General features: G+C 66.1%; 17 protein-coding genes. 8 read left to right on the plus strand and 9 right to left on the minus strand.

Annotation, left to right across the window (positions count from 1 at the left end; translation table 11 throughout):
* Positions 1-171 precede the first annotated feature (171 nt).
* Positions 172-1,182: an alpha/beta hydrolase family protein gene (locus EUV02_RS14990; RefSeq protein WP_135247116.1), complete on the plus strand. Its 1,011-nt coding sequence runs from the start codon at positions 172-174 to the stop codon at positions 1,180-1,182.
* 102 nt (positions 1,183-1,284) lie between these two features.
* Here the strand turns inward: EUV02_RS14990 and EUV02_RS14995 are convergent, their stop codons facing one another.
* The 5 genes from EUV02_RS14995 to recF all read right to left on the minus strand — a co-directional run bounded on the left by EUV02_RS14995 (position 1,285) and on the right by recF (position 7,597).
* The gene (locus EUV02_RS14995; RefSeq protein ID WP_135247117.1) at positions 1,285-2,061 is read right to left on the minus strand and encodes an enoyl-CoA hydratase; all 777 of its coding nucleotides are present in this window, start codon (positions 2,059-2,061) and stop codon (positions 1,285-1,287) included.
* Positions 2,062-2,175: 114 nt separating this feature from the next.
* Positions 2,176-4,572: a DNA topoisomerase (ATP-hydrolyzing) subunit B gene (gene gyrB / locus EUV02_RS15000; RefSeq protein WP_135247210.1), complete on the minus strand. Its 2,397-nt coding sequence runs from the start codon at positions 4,570-4,572 to the stop codon at positions 2,176-2,178.
* Positions 4,573-4,696: 124 nt separating this feature from the next.
* Entirely contained in the window at positions 4,697-5,617 is a 921-nt protein-coding gene (locus EUV02_RS15005; RefSeq protein ID WP_135247118.1) for an oxygenase MpaB family protein, read from the minus strand.
* Between the two features lie 50 nt (positions 5,618-5,667).
* Positions 5,668-6,447 carry a ceramidase domain-containing protein gene (locus EUV02_RS15010; RefSeq protein WP_166430652.1) on the minus strand — a complete coding sequence of 260 codons (780 nt, stop codon included), beginning with the start codon at positions 6,445-6,447 and terminating at the stop codon, positions 5,668-5,670.
* A gap of 58 nt (positions 6,448-6,505) precedes the next feature.
* A complete protein-coding gene (gene recF, locus EUV02_RS15015) occupies positions 6,506-7,597 on the minus strand; it encodes a DNA replication/repair protein RecF (protein ID WP_135247120.1) in 1,092 nt (363 codons plus the stop codon).
* A 107-nt stretch (positions 7,598-7,704) separates the two neighbouring features.
* Between recF and EUV02_RS15020 the strand changes: the two genes are divergently transcribed.
* On the plus strand, positions 7,705-8,256 hold the full coding sequence (locus EUV02_RS15020) for a TIGR00645 family protein (protein WP_135247121.1): 552 nt from the start codon (positions 7,705-7,707) through the stop codon (positions 8,254-8,256).
* Here the strand turns inward: EUV02_RS15020 and EUV02_RS15025 are convergent.
* Entirely contained in the window at positions 8,253-8,612 is a 360-nt protein-coding gene (locus EUV02_RS15025) for an MmcQ/YjbR family DNA-binding protein (RefSeq protein WP_135247122.1), read from the minus strand. The genes EUV02_RS15020 and EUV02_RS15025 overlap by 4 nt on opposite strands.
* 131 nt (positions 8,613-8,743) lie before the next feature.
* On the opposite strand from EUV02_RS15025, the gene EUV02_RS15030 reads away from it, so the two are divergent.
* Both EUV02_RS15030 and EUV02_RS15035 read left to right on the plus strand, forming a co-directional pair.
* On the plus strand, positions 8,744-9,556 hold the full coding sequence (locus EUV02_RS15030; protein WP_135247123.1) for a mechanosensitive ion channel family protein: 813 nt from the start codon (positions 8,744-8,746) through the stop codon (positions 9,554-9,556).
* A gap of 63 nt (positions 9,557-9,619) precedes the next feature.
* Entirely contained in the window at positions 9,620-10,432 is an 813-nt protein-coding gene (locus tag EUV02_RS15035; RefSeq protein WP_135247124.1) for a mechanosensitive ion channel family protein, read from the plus strand.
* Between the two features lie 118 nt (positions 10,433-10,550).
* Here EUV02_RS15035 and dnaN read toward each other — a convergent pair whose 3' ends face one another.
* The 3 genes from dnaN to EUV02_RS15050 all read right to left on the minus strand — a co-directional run bounded on the left by dnaN (position 10,551) and on the right by EUV02_RS15050 (position 13,109).
* A complete protein-coding gene (dnaN, locus tag EUV02_RS15040; RefSeq protein ID WP_135247125.1) occupies positions 10,551-11,663 on the minus strand; it encodes a DNA polymerase III subunit beta in 1,113 nt (370 codons plus the stop codon).
* Between the two features lie 112 nt (positions 11,664-11,775).
* The gene (locus EUV02_RS15045) at positions 11,776-12,411 is read right to left on the minus strand and encodes a 3-oxoacid CoA-transferase subunit B (protein WP_135247126.1); all 636 of its coding nucleotides are present in this window, start codon (positions 12,409-12,411) and stop codon (positions 11,776-11,778) included.
* Positions 12,411-13,109 (minus strand): CoA transferase subunit A, encoded by a 699-nt coding sequence (locus EUV02_RS15050; RefSeq protein ID WP_135247127.1) that lies wholly within the window; start codon positions 13,107-13,109, stop codon positions 12,411-12,413. Before EUV02_RS15050 ends, EUV02_RS15045 begins: the two co-directional genes overlap by 1 nt.
* Positions 13,110-13,156: 47 nt before the next feature.
* On the opposite strand from EUV02_RS15050, the gene EUV02_RS15055 reads away from it, so the two are divergent.
* The 4 genes from EUV02_RS15055 to EUV02_RS15070 all read left to right on the plus strand — a co-directional run bounded on the left by EUV02_RS15055 (position 13,157) and on the right by EUV02_RS15070 (position 17,221).
* On the plus strand, positions 13,157-13,843 hold the full coding sequence (locus tag EUV02_RS15055) for a histidine phosphatase family protein (protein ID WP_341533712.1): 687 nt from the start codon (positions 13,157-13,159) through the stop codon (positions 13,841-13,843).
* Positions 13,844-13,926: 83 nt separating this feature from the next.
* On the plus strand, positions 13,927-15,123 hold the full coding sequence (gene rlmN / locus EUV02_RS15060; RefSeq protein WP_135247130.1) for a dual-specificity RNA methyltransferase RlmN: 1,197 nt from the start codon (positions 13,927-13,929) through the stop codon (positions 15,121-15,123).
* Positions 15,120-15,842 carry a 2OG-Fe(II) oxygenase gene (locus tag EUV02_RS15065; RefSeq protein WP_243445939.1) on the plus strand — a complete coding sequence of 241 codons (723 nt, stop codon included), beginning with the start codon at positions 15,120-15,122 and terminating at the stop codon, positions 15,840-15,842. Before rlmN ends, EUV02_RS15065 begins: the two co-directional genes overlap by 4 nt.
* 152 nt (positions 15,843-15,994) lie before the next feature.
* Positions 15,995-17,221, plus strand: coding sequence for an SAM-dependent methyltransferase (locus tag EUV02_RS15070; protein ID WP_135247134.1), 1,227 nt, complete (start codon positions 15,995-15,997; stop codon positions 17,219-17,221).
* Positions 17,222-17,235: the final 14 nt, after the last annotated feature.

Raw genomic sequence — 17,235 nt, forward strand, 5'->3', positions numbered from 1 at the left:
CAGGGGCTTGCCCCTGCACCCTATTGATTTCGGAGACTATCAACCGAGGTTGACGTTTGCGGCAAGCCCTAAAAATTGGGTGCAGGCGTCACGCCTGCCCGCCGGAGGCTCTTCCTGCAGCGCGACATTGCCGCTATAGCCGCGCAACACACCGAAGCAGGGGGCGCCCGCATGAAACTGTTCCTGAAGATTCTCGCCGGTATCGCCGGGCTGATCATCGTGCTGGTCGCAGGGCTCGCCATTGCGCTACTGGCGACAGCGGTAACGCCCGATCACCCCGTCGGCTTCCAGCAGTTCGTCGTCGCTGATCCGGGGCACAAGCCGGTCGCCGTTGCGGTCTGGTATCCGACCGACACGCCGCCGGGCCGCGCGCTGGTCGGCACGATGGTCATGCGCGTCGCCACCGATGCGCCGGTCAAGGGCGCCGGGCTGCCGCTGGTCATCTTGTCGCACGGCACCGGCGGCGCGGCGCAGAGCCATATCGACACCGCGCTGGCGCTGGCATCGGCGGGCTTCGTGGTCGCGGCACCGACGCACACCGGCGACAATTTCCGTGACGATGCGATCGTCGGCACCTCGGCATGGTTCGTCGACCGCGCGCGCCAGATCAGCCTGGTCACCGACTTCATGACAGATCGCTGGGCCAGCCACGCGCAAGTCGATCCGGCGCGCGTCGGGGTCTTCGGCTTCTCCGCCGGCGCGACCACCGCGCTGATCGCTGCCGGCGGCACCCCCGACATCGCGCGCTTTGCCGCCGATTGCGCCGCCCACCCGGAATTCGTCTGCAAGCTCGGCGTGCCGGGCGCGACGCTGGTCAACCCGCCCGCCTGGCCGCGCACGCCGCGCATTGCGGCCGCTGTCATTGCCGCGCCCGGACTCGGCTTCAGCTTCGCACCGGCGGGGCTGGCCGACGTCAAAATCCCCGTGCAGCTTTGGCAGGGCGCCGCCGATGAACGCGTGCCCTACGCCACCAACGCCGGCGTCGTCCGCCAACTCCTGCCGCAACCGCCTGAATTCCACAGCGTGCCAGGCGCCGTGCACCTGAGCTTTCTGACGCCCTGCGGTCTGATCGGCCCGCCACCGCTGTGCAGCGATCCCGCAGGCTTCGACCGCAAGGCCTTCCACCGCGACTTCAACGCGCAGATCGTGGCGTTCTTCGAGAGAAACCTGCCGAAGCGCTGATTGGAGTCACAGAGCCTCCGGCGGGCAGGCGTGACGCCTGTACCCGGTTGAAGAGCGCCAAACAAATGGGTGCAGGCCTCAGGCCTGCCCGCCGGAGGCTCTTTACTGCGCGCGGCCGCGTTCGACGACCGCGAGGCGTGCGGCTTCGACGGCACCCGGAGTGACCGCTGCATTGGCGGCCGACGAGCGCTTGTGCTCGATCGCCATGCCGTCGGCGAGCGTCACGCCGTAGCCGTCATCGATCAGGCGCTTATAGGCGCGCACAAAGCCGGTATCGACCTGCGCCATTTCGGACGCCAGCTTGCGCGCCGCGGGCATTAGCTCGTCGGCTGCGAAGACGCGGTTGACGAGGCCCCATTTCTCGGCGGTCGCGGCGTCGAGGAAGTTACCGCTGAACGACAGTTCCTTGGCGCGGTACGGCCCGACCAGGCGCGACAGTTTCTGGCTGAGTCCCCAGCCGGGCATGACGCCGACGCGCGCATGCGTATCGGCAAAGCGCGCGTTCTCGCTGGCGAGCAGCACGTCGCAGGCCAACGCCAGTTCGAAGCCGCCGGTGATGGCGACGCCGTTGATCGCGCCGATGACCGGTTTACTGCACTGCTCGATGGCGCGCACCGGATTGCTGTCGGGGCTCTGGTCATTTGCAGCGCTCAGCCCCTGCTGGCCGAGCTCCTTGAGGTCGAGCCCGGCCGTAAACGCCCGTGTGCCGGCGCCGGTCAGGATGACGATGCGGACATTGTCATCGGCATCGACCGCACGCATCGCCTTCGCCAGTTCGATGCGCAGCGCCTGCGACAGCGCATTCATCGCCTGCGGGCGGTTGAGCGTGACGGTGGCAACGCCGTCGGCGATGTCGATGGTGACGATGGATTCAGACATGAAATTCTCCAAGACTAGAGCCTCCGGCGGGCAGGCCTGAGGCCTGCACCCGATTGAAGAGCGTCAAACAAATGGGTGCAGGCCTCAGGCCTGCCCGCCGGAGGCCCTTAACCCTTAAACGTCCAGATTCGCCACCGACAATGCATTTTCGACGATAAAATCGCGGCGCGGTTCGACGATATCGCCCATCAGCGTCGTGAAGATTTCATCGGCGAGGTCGGCTTCCTCGACTTCGACGCGCAACAGCGCGCGTGCGGTGGGGTCGAGCGTGGTTTCCCACAGCTGTTCGGCGTTCATTTCGCCCAGCCCCTTGTAGCGCTGGATGCCCAGCCCCTTGCGGCCGGCTTCGAAGATCGCGTCGAGCAGTTCCGACGGGCGCCGGATGGTCTGGCTGCCGAGCTTGGCAGGCGCGGCATAGGTCGCGGCTTCCTCGCGGCCGAGCGCGTGGAGCTTGCGGGCTTCGGCCGACACCAGCAGCGCGCGGTCGATGACGTAGTGGTCGGTGACGCCGCGCAGCATGCGGCTGAAGTGGTAGCCGCCTTCTTCGGCGGGCTCGGCGACCCAGCCGGGAATGTCGTCGCTGGCGTCGAGCCAGGCGGCGGTGCGGCTGGCGGCGGCGGCGAGTGCCTCGCGGTTGCCCGCCAGTGCCGGATCGAGCGCGCCGGTCAGGGCGAGTGCCTCGATGATGCGGCTGTCGTAGCGGCGCGGCACATAGGTCATCAGCACCTTGAGCCGGCGCGCGTGTTCGACGAGCGCGCGCAGGTCGTTGCCGGTGCGCGGGCCGGCGGCGGTGTCGAGTACGAGGCCGGTGAGGCCTGAGTCGACGAGATACTCGTCGAGCGCCGGATTGTCCTTGAGATAGACCTCCGAACGGCCGCGCGCGACTTTGTAGAGTGGCGGCTGCGCGATGTAGAGGTGCCCGCCGCGGATGAGTTCGGGCATCTGGCGGTAGAAGAACGTCAGCAGCAGCGTGCGGATGTGCGCGCCGTCGACGTCGGCGTCGGTCATGATGACGATCTTGTGGTAGCGCAGCTTTTCCAGTTTGAACTCGTCGCGGCCGATGCCGCAGCCGAGCGCCTGGATGATCGTACCGATTTCGCGGCTCGACAGCATGCGGTCGAAACGCGCGCGCTCGACGTTGAGGATCTTGCCGCGCAACGGCAGGATCGCCTGGAACGCGCGGTTGCGGCCTTGCTTGGCGGAGCCGCCGGCCGAGTCACCTTCGACGAGGAACAGTTCGGACTTCGCCGGGTCGCGTTCCTGGCAGTCGGCGAGCTTGCCGGGCAGGCTGGCGATATCGAGCGCGCCCTTGCGCCGCGTCAGGTCGCGGGCCTTTTTGGCGGCTTCGCGCGCCGCGGCGGCATCGATGATCTTGGCAATGATCGTGCGTGCGTGCGCCGGGTTTTCCTCGAGCCATTCGGCAAGCTTGTCGGCGATCAGCGATTCCAAAGGCTGGCGCACTTCGGACGAGACGAGCTTGTCCTTGGTCTGGCTGCTGAACTTCGGGTCGGGCAGCTTGACCGAAATGATCGCGGTCAGGCCTTCGCGCATGTCGTCGCCGGTCAGCGAGACCTTTTCCTTCTTCATCACGCCCGACTTGTCGGCGTAGGTGTTGAGCGTGCGCGTCAGCGCGGCGCGAAAGGCCGCGAGATGCGTGCCGCCGTCGCGCTGCGGGATGTTGTTGGTGAAGCACAACACCTGTTCGTAATAGCTGTCGTTCCACTGCAGCGCGACGTCGATGGCGACGTCGTCGCGTTCGCCATGGATGGCAACCGGTGCCGGAATCAACGCGACCTTCGACTTGTCGAGATACGCCACGAAGGCCGCGATGCCACCTTCGTAGTACAGCTCGATCTGTGCCGGCTCGGCGTGGCGCGCGTCGGTCAGGATGAGGCGTACGCCCGAATTGAGGAACGCCAGCTCACGGAATCTGTGTTCAAGCTTGGCGAAGTCGAATTCGACGGTCTTGAAGGTTTCGGGTGACGGCAAAAACGTCACTTCGGTGCCACGCCGGTCGCCCTGCGGCCCGACGATGGCAAGCGGCGCCTGCGGCTCGCCGTGGTGGAAGCGCATGTAATGCTCCGAACCTTCGCGCCAGATGCGCAGTTCGAGCCAGTCCGAAAGTGCATTGACGACGCTGACGCCGACGCCGTGCAGCCCGCCCGAAACCTTGTAGGCGTTCTCGTCGGAGTTGTTGAACTTGCCGCCGGCGTGGAGCTGCGTCATCACCAGTTCGGCCGCCGAAACGCCCTCTTCGGTGTGGATGCCGGTCGGGATGCCGCGGCCGTTGTCGGCCACCGTTACCGAGCCATCGGGATTGAGCCGGATGTCGATGCGGTCGCAGTAGCCCGCCAGCGCTTCGTCGATGGCGTTGTCGCTGACTTCGAACACCATATGGTGCAGACCCGACCCGTCATCGGTGTCGCCGATGTACATGCCGGGGCGCTTGCGCACCGCGTCCAGCCCGCGCAGCACCTGGATCGAATCGGCGCCGTAGTCGCCTTCGGCCATGTTGGTTTCGTCGCTCAAATCTCGCGTCCTTGAAGTGGCGACGGGTGCACCGTCAGCCTGCCCCATTCATATAGGGAATCGCGCGCGCATACGCGAGGGGAAACGCCTGATTTCGGCGTGTCGGTTAGGCCGCGCTTGCGAGTGCGACGGGCTCGACGGGCTGGAGTCTGGCGAGCAGTCGCTTCTGCACCGCGGGGCTGCGATAGAGGAAGTCGGCGGGCAGGCCGATGCGGGCGCTCGACTGGCATGCCGGCGATGACAAGTCGGGGCGGCGTTCGGCAATCCGGCCGACAAGTTGCAGCGCGATGCGGTCGGAGAGTTTGAGGTCGTACTGCGGCCCCAGCGCCAGCTTTTGCCGGACCAGCGGCGGCAGAATCGACACCGCGGCGCGGCCCAATGCGCGGTGCAGGAACTTCGGCGTGCCGGGTGCGGCCTTGCCCGACTGGATGATGTCGAGGAATTCGGTGTTGATGGGGTGCGGTTCGAAGCGCGGCGACAATTTCTCCATCATCGCCATGAACTCGGCCGCCGATGCCGGAATGACGCGCGCGCCATACAGGCGCCCGACGGTGGCGCCGTCGCTGAAGTAGCGCGCCTTGTCGGCGTCGCTAAGCGGCGCGACGAAGCGGTCATAGGCGGTCACGAAGCCATAGGCGGCGGTCGCGGCGACCCAGTCGAGCAGTTCGGTGTCCATCGCCTTGTACGCCTCGCCGCCGGGCGTCGTGCCCTTGACGCGGACATGCATGCGGTTGACGCCGGCGATCACTTGGCGCGCGGCGTCGGCGGGGCCGTAGCAGCCGACCATCGCGGCGATACCGGTGCGCATCGACCGCCCGATCGGGTCGGCCTTGTAGGTCGAATGATCCCAAACGCCCGAACGGATACGCGGGTCGGCGAACTCCATCAGCACCGCCGCGACACCGCCGATGCCGAGTGCGATCGGGTTCTTGAACACGCGCCACTGCACAGAATCGGGCGATTGCAGCGCGGTGGCGCCAACCGGGTTGGCGAAATCTACTTTCCAACCCTGATATGTCTCGGTCATCGTCGGTCCTCGGCTGACGTCAGCTGACAGTATCGATGCCACATCGCCAGTCAATCAGCACGCGCCGGCCGCGTCTCGCCGCGATAGTAGATGTAGCTGCACGCCACCGCGACCGCGCCGAGCAGGTGCCACGCGGCATGGCCCTGCCACAGGCTGTCCGGCGCGCACAGCGTTCGCGCCTGATCGGGCACCCACAATGCGAACGCCGCGATGTTGGCGACAAGGCCAGCGAGGAACCAGTGCGGCGCGACACCGATGCGTCGCGGTCGCGCGCCGAACCATTCGGCGGCGATGGCGGCGACCAGGACGACAGCAAACAGCCAGCGCCGCGTTTCGGGCACCAGCAGCAAAAGTCCGATGAGCACGCTGCACAGCGCCACATAAATCGCCACGCTGCTGTTGTCCGACAGGCAGCGCCAGCGCCGCAGCGCCCACGCCAGCACCAGGCTGCCGAGCAGATACATGCCGACGACATCGAGGAACTGGCCCCACAATGTCAGCGTCGCGTGCAGCATGACGCTGCCGACGCCGATGAAGATCGCGGTGAGCCCGTACCAGGCCGCCACTGCGCCGCCGAAGGTCGCGCTGCGCTGCCGGTCGAGGATGATCCACCAGCCGACAAAAACGAATCCGAACGATGACCAGCTGTTCGCGGGTTGCAGGATCAACGTGCCGGTGCGCGGCGTTTCGCAGAAGCAATGCGTGCCAAGGCAGGTCGCGGGGGCAAATCGCGTCCAGTCGGGGCCAAGCGCCTGCAACAACGCCAGCGTCGCGGCGACCGTCAGCAACGTCGCCGCCACGGCTTCGACCCATTGGCGTATTGTCGGCATGCATGCCCCCCCTGAGCCCGCATTTGGCGCCGAATCCGGCCGCAACGCAAGCCGCGCGCTAACGCACCTGCCCGCCTTCGATGACCAGCCGTGTCGTTGCCGACGCATCGGCAAACAGCACCGCCTCGGTGCCGGTCATCCAGACTTGCGCGCCGGTGTCCGCCAGCCGCTCGAACAGCGCCCCGCGCCGCCGCGCATCAAGGTGCGCCGCGACTTCATCGAGCAACAGCAGCGGCGGTGAGCCGGTGCGCGCCGCGACCAGTTCGGCATGCGCCAAAATGATGCCGAGCAGCAGCGCCTTTTGCTCACCGGTCGAGCTCCGCGCCGCCGGCTGGCGCTTGGCGGCATGGGTGACGACGAAATCGGCGCGGTGTGGCCCGGCGGTGGCACGACCGGCGGCGGCATCGGCGCTGCGGTTGCGCGCCAACGCCGCTGCCAGATCGGTCGCGTCGTCCCAGCCCTCCAGCGCGATTTCGGCGCGCGCGAACGGCGTTTCGGGAACCGCTGCCAAGGCGTCGGCCAGTGCGGCGATGGTTTCATTGCGCGCGCGGGTGATCTGCGCGCCGTGTTCGGCCATCGCGTGTTCGAGTGCGGTAAGCCACGCCTTATCGGGTGCCGGGTCGGCGAGTAGCCGCGTCCGCGCCCGCATCGCCGCATCATAGCGCGCCGCCTCACGCGCGTGACCGGGGTGCAGCGCCAGCACCAGCCGATCGAGGAAGCGGCGGCGGCCACTCGCGGGCTCGCTGAACAGCCGGTCCATCGCCGGGGTCAGCCAAAGCACCGACAGCCACTCGCCAAGTCGCGACACCGGCGCCGTTGCCCCGTTGATGCGGAGCTGGCGGCGGTCGGGGGCGCTCGCCAGCGTGCCGGTGCCGATTTCGACATCACCACCGGCCGCCGCGACTACTGCCGCAACCGACCAACCGCCGCTACCGCCGCTGCGTGCGGCCTCGGACAGTGGTGCACCGCGCAGGCCGCGCCCGGGCGCCAGCAGCGAAATCGCATCGAGCAGGTTGGTTTTGCCCTGGCCGTTCTCGCCGGTGACGATAACCAGGCCGGGCCCGGCGGTGATGTGCGCCGCCGCATGCGAGCGGAAGTCGGTGAGCGTCAGGCGGGCAACGCTGGTGGCCGGGGCGGTCGCGGAATTCATCGCGCCTGCTCTAGCGCGAAGTGCGCGGTGGCGCAAAATGGCGCACCCGTCTTGGCGCGCCGCCCGGCGCACCCTAGATAGGCGCGATACGCAACAGGGAATCCAAGATGGCCACGCCTTCCAAGCAACCGCCGCCGCGTTTGTCGCCGCTGCCTTTGCTGGTGTTCAGCTCGCGCTGGCTGCAGGTGCCGCTTTACCTCGGGCTGATCGTCGCGCAGATGGTCTATGTCGGGCTTTTCCTCAAGGAATTGTGGCATCTGGTCAGCCATGCCGCGAGCTTCGGCGAGCAGCAGATCATGCTGATGGTGCTCGGCCTGATCGACGTGGTGATGATTTCGAACCTGCTGGTGATGGTCATCGTCGGCGGCTACGAAACGTTCGTCTCGCGGCTGGGTCTCAGCGGTCACCCCGACGAGCCCGAATGGCTGAGCCACGTCAACGCCGGCGTGCTCAAGGTCAAGCTGGCGATGGCGATCATCGGCATTTCGTCGATCCACCTGCTCAAGACCTTCATCGCGGCGGGCAACCTCGGCAGCCCCGGCGCGACGCTGACCGAGCCCGGCGTGATGTGGCAGACGATCATCCACACCATCTTCATCGTGTCGGCGATGGGCATTGCCTATGTCGACAAGCTCAGCACCGGGTCGGCCAAACACTAATCGCGGGGCGGTGCATCCTTTGCCGGAAGCGGGTGGGCATTGCGTAGTTTCATCGGCACCAGCCCGCCCCAGCCGCGGTGGATCAGTCCGGCGATCTGCTCGGCATCGGCACATTCCAGCCGCACCAGCGCAATCGGGTAGCCGTCGTAATGTTCGGTGGTAAAGAACACCTCGGGCTGCGCGTCGATCAGTGCCTCGCGTAACCCATCCTCTACTTTCAGCGTCATCACGCCGTCATCGCGCAGCCGCGCCAGCAGCTTGCCGCGCACCTTGAGCGACGGCGTCCCGTAGGACGTGCCCAGCATCGTCAGCGGCAGCGCCAGCGCGACGCACGTTACATGGTCCCAGTCGGTCATCGCGCCTTGTCGCGCGTTCGGGCGCATATGGCAAATCGGCTTGGCCGCCGCCCCGCAATGTGCAATTTGTGGCGCAGGGCTCGATTTCAATTGCGCGCAGCGGCGTCATAGCCTGCGCAATCAGGGCCGCGATGGATCAATTGCCGACAAGATGGCCGGCACTGCTGCCGAAACTCGAAGCGCTCGGGTTGCGGCTGCTCGGGGCTGTGGCGCTTGCGGCGCTGGGCTGGCTGCTGATCCGCTTTGTCGTCCGGCTGACCGGCGCGGCGTTGGAGCGCGCGCACGTCGAGCCGACGATCGCCGGCTTTCTGACGCGGCTGCTCAACGCCACGCTGACGGTTTTCCTGGTCGTGGTCCTGCTCGGACTATGCGGGCTGCAGCTGGCGTCGTTTGCGGCGTTGATGGCCGGTGTCGGCATCGCGGTCGGCGGCGCCATGTCGGGGTTGCTTGGCGACTTTGCCGCAGGGCTGTTGCTGCTGGTGCTGCGGCCGTTCGATATCGGTGATGAAATCGCCATCGACGGCGCCGAAGGCGAGGTCGAGGAAATCGGCGTGTTCCGCACCGTGCTGGTCAGTGAACAAAATGTCCGGACACTGGTCGGCAATGCCAAATTGCTCGGCGATGTGGTCGAGCTCAAGCACCCCGACCGCATCGTCGAAGTGCGGCGCAAGGTGGCGCTGGCGCCGGGTGCCGATGTCGCGGCAATCGCGGCGCAACTGGCCGGTGTCGAAGGCATAGCCGCAATGCCGGCGCCGCGGATATCGCCGTCGAAGGGCGAGGGCGGCGAGCCGGCGATTTCCATCCAGTACAGCTGCCGGGCAGATGCCGCAGATGGCATCGCTTTTGCCATCAACCGGTTGCTCGCAACGGCGTTGCCGGCAGCACCGCGCCGTGTGCCGACCGTACGCGTGCAGTTGCTTCGGCATACGGCCAATGCCGCCTGAACCCAGCTTGTTTTGGCCAGATGATTGTGAAATTGTAACAACTTCAATGTGAGGGAACTGAATATGGGTAGACTTCCAGCGATGTGGGATAGCGCCGGGCCGATGCTGCTCGCTGCGGGCATCAAGATCGGCAGCGCGTTCCTGCTTTACATGGTCGGCCGCTGGCTGATCGGTTTTGCCATCAAGATGCTCAATGTCGCCCTCACCCGGCGCCAGTTCGACCCGACGCTGCAGCGCTACATCGCCAATATTCTGGCGGTGACGCTCAACATCATCCTGGTCATCGGCATCCTCGGCTACTTCGGTATCCAGACGACGTCGTTCGCCGCACTGCTCGCCGGCGTCGGTCTCGCGGTCGGTGCGGCATGGTCGGGGCTGCTCGGCAACTTCGCCGCCGGCGCGTTCCTGATCATCTTCCGGCCGTTCAAGGTCGGTGACTTCGTCACGGCCGGCGGTATCACCGGCACCGTCACCGAAATCGGGCTGTTCAACACCGTCATCACCGCGCCCGACAACGTCCAGACCATTGTCGGCAACGGCAAGGTGTCGGGCGACGCGATCATGAACTTCTCGAGCCACAAATACCGCCGCGTCGAACGCACCGCGCAGCTGGCGTTCGGCGTCGATCCGCTCGATGCCATCGCCCGCCTAAAGCCGGCGCTGTCGGCGATCCCCAATGTCCTCGCCGACCCGGCACCCGATGTCGAAATCCTCGACTTCAATGCCATGGGCACGCAGCTCGCGGTGCGGCCATACTGCCACAACGACCATTACTGGCAGGTGTTCTTCGACACCAACAAGCTGATCGCCGCGACGTTCGGCAACGCCGGCTACGCTGCGCCGCATACGCGGATGGGCGTGACGCTCGACAAGTAGGACAGAGCCTCCGGCGGGCAGGGCCTTGGCCCTGCACCCATAAAATTGGGGCGCTCCGGTTTCCCGGGGCGCCCCTTTTCATTCGGGTGCAGGGCTCAGCCCTGCCCGCCGGAGGCCCTTAGACCCGCATCGGCATCAGCACATACAGCGCCGGCGAGCTGTCGCCTTCGCGGATCAGCGTCGGTGCGGCGGCGTCGGCCATGTGCAGGTCGACGATGTCGGTGCCGATCTGGTCGAGGATATCGAGCAGGTAGCGATAGTTGAAGCCGACCTCGAATTCGGGCGAGGTGTATTCGGCGCTGACTTCTTCGGCGGCGGTACCGTTTTCGGGGCTGGTCACCGACAGCGTGATCTTGTCGCGGCCGAGTGCCAGCTTGACGGCGCGGGTCTTTTCCGACGTGGCGATCGCAGCGACGCGGTCGACACCTTCGGCGAGCGACTTGCGGTCGATGCGCAGCAGCTTGTCGTTGGCGGCGGGGATGACGCGGCTGTAATCGGGGAAAGTGCCGTCGATCAGCTTCGAGGTCAGCACGGCGTTGCCGAGCTTGAAGCGGATTTTCGACGCCGACAGCGACAGTTCGACATCGCCATCGACTTCATCGAGCAGCTTGCGGATTTCGCCGATGCATTTGCGCGGCACGATGACGTCGGGCATGCCCTCGGCGCCTTCGGGGCACGGCAGTTCGATCTTGGCGAGGCGGTGGCCGTCGGTGGCGACGGCGCGCAGCGTTGCCGGCGTGCCGGGCGCGACGTGCAGGAAGATGCCGTTGAGGTAGTAGCGCGTTTCCTCGGTCGAGATGGCAAAGCGCGTCTTGTCGATGATCTGGCGCAGCGTCGCGGCGGGCAGGCTGAAGCTCGACGGCAGGTCGGTTTCGGCAATCACCGGAAAATCATCGCGCGGCAACGTCGCCAGGCTGAAGCGTGCGCGGCCGGCGACAACGGTCATCTTTTCATTGGCGACGGCGAGTTCGACCTGCGCGCCTTCGGGCAGCTTGCGCGCGATATCGAACAGCGTGTGTGCGCTGACCGTGGTGGCGCCGGGGGTATCGACGTGCGCGGCGACGGTTTCGACGACCTGCATGTCGAGGTCGGTCGCCATCAGCCGCAGCCCGCCGTCCTTGGCTTCGATCAGCACGTTCGACAGGATCGGGATGGTGTTGCGGCGCTCGACCACCGACTGGACGTGCGCCAGGCACTTGAGCAGCGTTGCGCGTTCGACGGTCGCTTTCATTCTCTACCCTTAACTAACAGCCCCATGCGTTATTGCGACTATAGCGCAGGCGGCAGTCTAATCCAGTGCCTGTGCGACACGATTCGCGGCAAATCGTGCGCGCGGGCGCGGGTCAGTCGATATAGTGCGCTGTCGTCTTGGTGCGGACTTCGGCGGCGGTCACCCCTGGTGCGGTTTCGATCAGCTTGAACGGCGAGCCCTTGCGGTCGGGCCGCGCGAATACCGCGAGGTCGGTGATGATCATGTCGACGGCGTTCTTGCCGGTCAGCGGCAGCGTGCAGGCCGGGCAGAACTTCGAACCACCTGCCTTGTCGTTATGCTCCATCAGCACGATGATCCGGCGCGCGCCGGCGACGAGGTCCATCGCGCCACCCATGCCCTTGACCATTTTGCCGGGCACCATCCAGTTCGCCAGATCGCCGTTCTCGGCGACCTCCATCGCGCCGAGGATGGACAAGTCCATATGGCCGCCGCGGATCATCGCGAAGCTGTCGGCGGAGGAAAAATAGCTGGTGCGATCAAGCTCGGTGATCGTCTGCTTGCCGGCGTTGATCAGGTCGGCGTCAATCTCATCGGCAAAGGGAAACGGCCCCATGCCGAGCATGCCGTTTTCGGACTGCAAGGTGATATCGAGATCGCCGGCATAGTTCGCCACCAGCGTCGGCATGCCGATGCCGAGGTTGACGTAAAAGCCGTCCTGCAATTCCTTCGCGGCACGCGCCGCCATCTCCTCGCGGGTCCAGGCCATTATGCGCGCTCCCTGACGGTGCGTTGTTCGATACGCTTCTCGAATTCGCCCTGCACCAGCCGCTGGACGTAGACGCCCGGCGTGTGGATGCAATCGGGGTCGAGGCTGCCGGCGGGAACGATCTCCTCGACTTCGGCAACGGTGATCTTGCCGGCGGTCGCCGCGGGCGGGTTGAAGTTGCGCGCGGTCTTTCGGTAGACGAGATTGCCGTAAGGGTCGGCCTTCCACGCCTTGACGATGGCCAGGTCGGCGACCAACCCGGTCTCCAAGATGTAGGTTTCGCCGCCGAAGTCCTTGTGCTCCTTGCCCTCGGCAATCAGCGTGCCGACGCCGGTTTTGGTGTAGAAGCCGGGGATGCCGGCGCCACCGGCGCGGATGCGTTCGGCGAGCGTGCCCTGCGGCGCGAACTCGAGCTCGAGCTCGCCGCTGAGATACTGGCGCTCGAACTCCTTGTTCTCGCCGACATACGACGAGATCATCTTCTTCACCTGGCGTGAGTTGAGCAGCATGCCGAGCCCGAAGCCGTCGACGCCGGCGTTGTTCGAGATGACGGTGAGGTCCTTCACGCCGGAATCGCGGATTGCGGCAATCAGGTTTTCGGGGATGCCGCACAGCCCGAAGCCGCCCGCGACAATCGTCATCCCGTCGAACAGCACGCCGTCCAAAGCGGTGCGCGCATCGGCATAGGTCTTGGACATTCGCGCCTCCAGATTTGCTGCACTGCAGCTAAACATGCACGGCCAAAATGTCCACCGCCCGCATGCGTATTGCGGGCGTCACCGGCCTCGCTTATGCCGGTATCATGACAGCACCCCTCTACCTCGCCCGCCATGCCGAAACCGTCTACAATGCGGGCGCCCGCATGCAGGGCCATATGGCGCACACACCGCTCACCCACGCCGGTATCGCGCAGGCGCATGCAATGGGCGATGCGCTGCGCGCTCACTTCGGCGACAAGCCCGATATCGACTTGTGGGCCTCGCCGTCGGGCCGCACGCTGCAGACGATGGCGGTGGTCGCCGAGCATCTGGGGCGCGATTTCTTCGATGTTCGCAAGGACGACCGGCTGCTCGAAATCGACGTCGGCGACTGGGAAGGCCGCCTCTACGGCGACATCATCGCCGAAACCGGACCGATCGTCGACCACGACCGCGGCCTGTTCAGCGTGCCGCCGCCCAATGGCGAATGGTTCCCCGCCATCGCCGCGCGGTTGACTACCTGGCTCGCCGCACTCGACCCCGACCGCCCGGCGCTGGTCATCAGCCACGGCATCACCGCGCGCGTGCTGCGCGGGCTGCTGGTCGGCGGCGATGACTGGCACGGCGTCAAGGTCGCCGGCAACGCGCCGCAGGGCACGGTGTTCCGGATTCAGAACGGCGCCGAAGAAGCCGTGCATGTCGGCAGCGGCGTGGCCGGGGTGAAGGCGGCTTAAGGGCCTCCGGCGGGCAGGGCCTAGGCCCTGCCCGCCGGAGGCCCTGCCTTTCTTTTGCCGCGCCCAGCGACTATATCGCGGCCATGCAGATTCCCGGCCTTGTCGATCCAGTGGCGTTGCCGCGCAGCGTTCCCGTGCGTGCCGATGGGCGCATCGCGCTCGTTGGTCTGACGCGTCCCGAGATGGTGGCGGCGTTGGTTGACGCCGGACTTGATGCCAAGGCGGCGAAGATGCGCGCCAGCCAAGTGTGGCACTGGATCTACCACCGCGGCACGACTGAGTTCGAGGCGATGACCAACATCGCCAAGCCGGTATTGGCATTGCTGGCGGAAAAGTTCGTCGTCGGCCGCCCCGAAGTGGTGACCGCGCAGGTCAGCGAAGACGGCACGCGCAAATGGCTGCTGCGCTTCGATGACGGCAACGAAGCCGAGTGCGTTTTCATTCCCGACGCCGATCGCGGCACGCTGTGCGTGTCGAGCCAGGTCGGCTGCACGTTGAACTGCCGCTTTTGCTTTACCGGCACGATGAAGCTGGTGCGCAACCTGACCGCGGGCGAAATCGTCGGCCAAGTCATGCTGGCGCGCGACGCGCTGGGCGAATGGCCGAGCGCGCAGGAAGGCCGCATGCTGACCAACATCGTCATGATGGGCATGGGCGAGCCGCTGTACAATTTCGACAATCTCAAGACCGCGCTGGGCATCGTCATGGATGCCAGCGGGCTCGGCCTCAGCCGCCGCCGCATCACGCTCAGCACCTCGGGTGTCGTGCCGATGATGGCGCGTGCCGGGGCCGAAATCGGCGTCAACCTCGCGGTGTCGCTGCATGCGGTGACCAAGGAAGTCCGCGACGAGATCGTCCCGATCAACAAGAAGTACGGCATCGACGAGCTGCTCGCGGCGTGCGCGGCCTACCCTGGCGTCAACAACGCCCGGCGCATCACTTTTGAGTATGTGATGCTCAAGGACAAGAACGACCGCGACGAGGACGCGCACGAACTCGTCCGGCTCATCCGCAAATACAACCTGCCGGCGAAGGTCAACCTGATCCCGTTCAACCCCTGGCCGGGGTCGCATTACGAATGTTCGGATGACGACCGCATCCAGCGCTTTTCGAAGATCATCTTCCGCGCCGGCTACTCGGCGCCGGTGCGCACGCCGCGCGGCCGCGATATCATGGCTGCATGCGGCCAGCTCAAATCGGCCTCCGAAAAGGTGACGCGCGCCGAACTCGACCGCCGCGCCGCCGAGAAAGAGGCCGGCTGGGCACTCGCCGACGCGTGAGCGAACCGGTCGCCCCGACACTCAATCCGGCGCTCGACTGGGACGCGCTTGCCGCATCATTCGCGCGTGACCGCCGCGTCCGCATCCATGATTTCCTGACCGCCGACTCGGCGGCCGCTCTGACCGCACATCTGCGCGCGCGACAGGACTGGCTGCTGGTGCTCAACTCGAACGACCGGCTGTTCGAACTCAGCCGCAGCGCGCGCGCAACGCTGCCGCCCGACCGTGCCGCCGCACTCGCCACCGCGGTCAAGGCGCAGGCGCAATTCGGCTTCCAGTTCCACTACGAATCGATCCGCGTCCCCGATGCCGCCGCCGACCGCGCCGCTGACCCCAGCCCGATCAACCAGCTCGCACTGCTGATGTCGTCCGAGCCGGTGCTCGAACGGCTGCGCCATGTTGTAGGCGCGCCCGACATCGCGTTTGCCGATGCGCAGGCGACCGCCTACGCGCCCGGCGATTTCCTGACAGCGCATGATGACGACGTCGAAGGCAAGAACCGCCGCGCCGCCTATGTGCTCGGGCTGACCCCCGAATGGCGCATCGACTGGGGCGGGCTGCTGCTGGTGCATGACGACGGCGTCGCCTGGGTGCCGAAATTCAACACGCTCAACCTGTTCACCGTGCCGCAACCGCACAGCGTCAGCCAGGTTTCGACGTTCGCCGCCGACCGGCGCTATGCGGTGACGGGCTGGTTGCGGGCAGGGGTAAAGCCTTAAGAGCCTCCGGCGGGCAGGCCTGAGGCCTGCACCCGAATGAAGAGCGCCAAACAAATGGGTGCAGGCCACAGGCCTGCCCGCCGGAGGCCCTTTCGTTTCGCACCCGAATGCAGCACTTGGCGTGCCTCAACGGGCACGTTACTAGTTTCACCATGTGGCTACTTGACCGTCTCCTCCGCCGCGCCATCATCGATGGCGAACTCATCCTCACCGACGCCAGCGGCAAGGTGCATCGATACGGCACGCCGTCGGCGCAGTTCCCGACGGTGAAGGGCCGGCTGACCGACAACAGCGTCGCCTGGGCCATTGGTCGCAACCCGGCACTGGGGGCCGGCGAGGCTTGGATGGACGGCAAGCTGATCCTCGAACAGGGCGATATTCTCGATCTGCTCAAGCTGGTCACCTACAATACGCGCTGGGACAAGGATAACCCGACGCGCGTCGCGCTGTGGCGTCAGCAGGCGATCGGCGCCAAGATTGACCAGATCAATTTCGCGCGCCGGTCGAAGCGCAACGTCGCGCACCACTATGATCTGAGTGACCGGCTCTACGACCTGTTCCTCGATGCCGACCGTCAATACAGCTGCGCCTATTTCACCGACCCGGCGAACACGCTGGAGCAGGCGCAGTCGGACAAAAAGGCCCATATCGCCGCCAAGCTCGACCTCAAGCCCGGGCAGAAGGTGCTCGACATCGGCTGCGGCTGGGGCGGCATGGCGCTGTACATCCACCGCGTTTCAGGTGCCCAAGTGCTGGGCGTCACGCTCAGCGAGGAGCAGCTCAAGGTCGCGCGCCGCCGCGCCGAGGAAGCCGGCGTCGCCGACAAGGTCAAGTTCGAGCTGATCGACTACCGCGCGCTCACCGGCCAGTTCGACCGCATCGTCTCGGTCGGCATGTTCGAACATGTCGGGCTGCCGCACTACCGCCAGTTCTTCGACAAGGTCCATGAACTGCTGACCCCCGACGGCGTCGCGCTGATCCACTCGATCGCCCGCGCCGACGGCCCTGGCGCCACCGACCCGTGGACCGCCAAGTACATCTTCCCCGGTGGCTACTCACCCGCGCTGTCGCAGATTGTGCCAGCGGTCGAACGCGCCTGGCTGTGGATCACCGATATCGAGGTGCTCCGCCTGCACTACGCCTTCACGCTTGAGGAATGGTACAAGCGCACCGTCGCCGCGAAGGACGCCATCGTCGCGCTCTACGACGAACGCTTCTACCGCATGTGGCTGTTCTACCTCGGCGGCGCCATCTGCGCGTTCCGCAACGACGGCCACATGAACGTCCAGATCCAGCTGACGCGCCGCCGCGGCGCACTGCCGATCACCCGCGATTATATGGCGGCGACCGAGCTCAAGTATCGGGAAATGACGAAGTAAGCGCCTCCGGCGGG

This window comes from Glacieibacterium arshaanense, assembly GCF_004681125.1.
GTDB lineage: Bacteria > Pseudomonadota > Alphaproteobacteria > Sphingomonadales > Sphingomonadaceae > Polymorphobacter_A > Polymorphobacter_A arshaanense.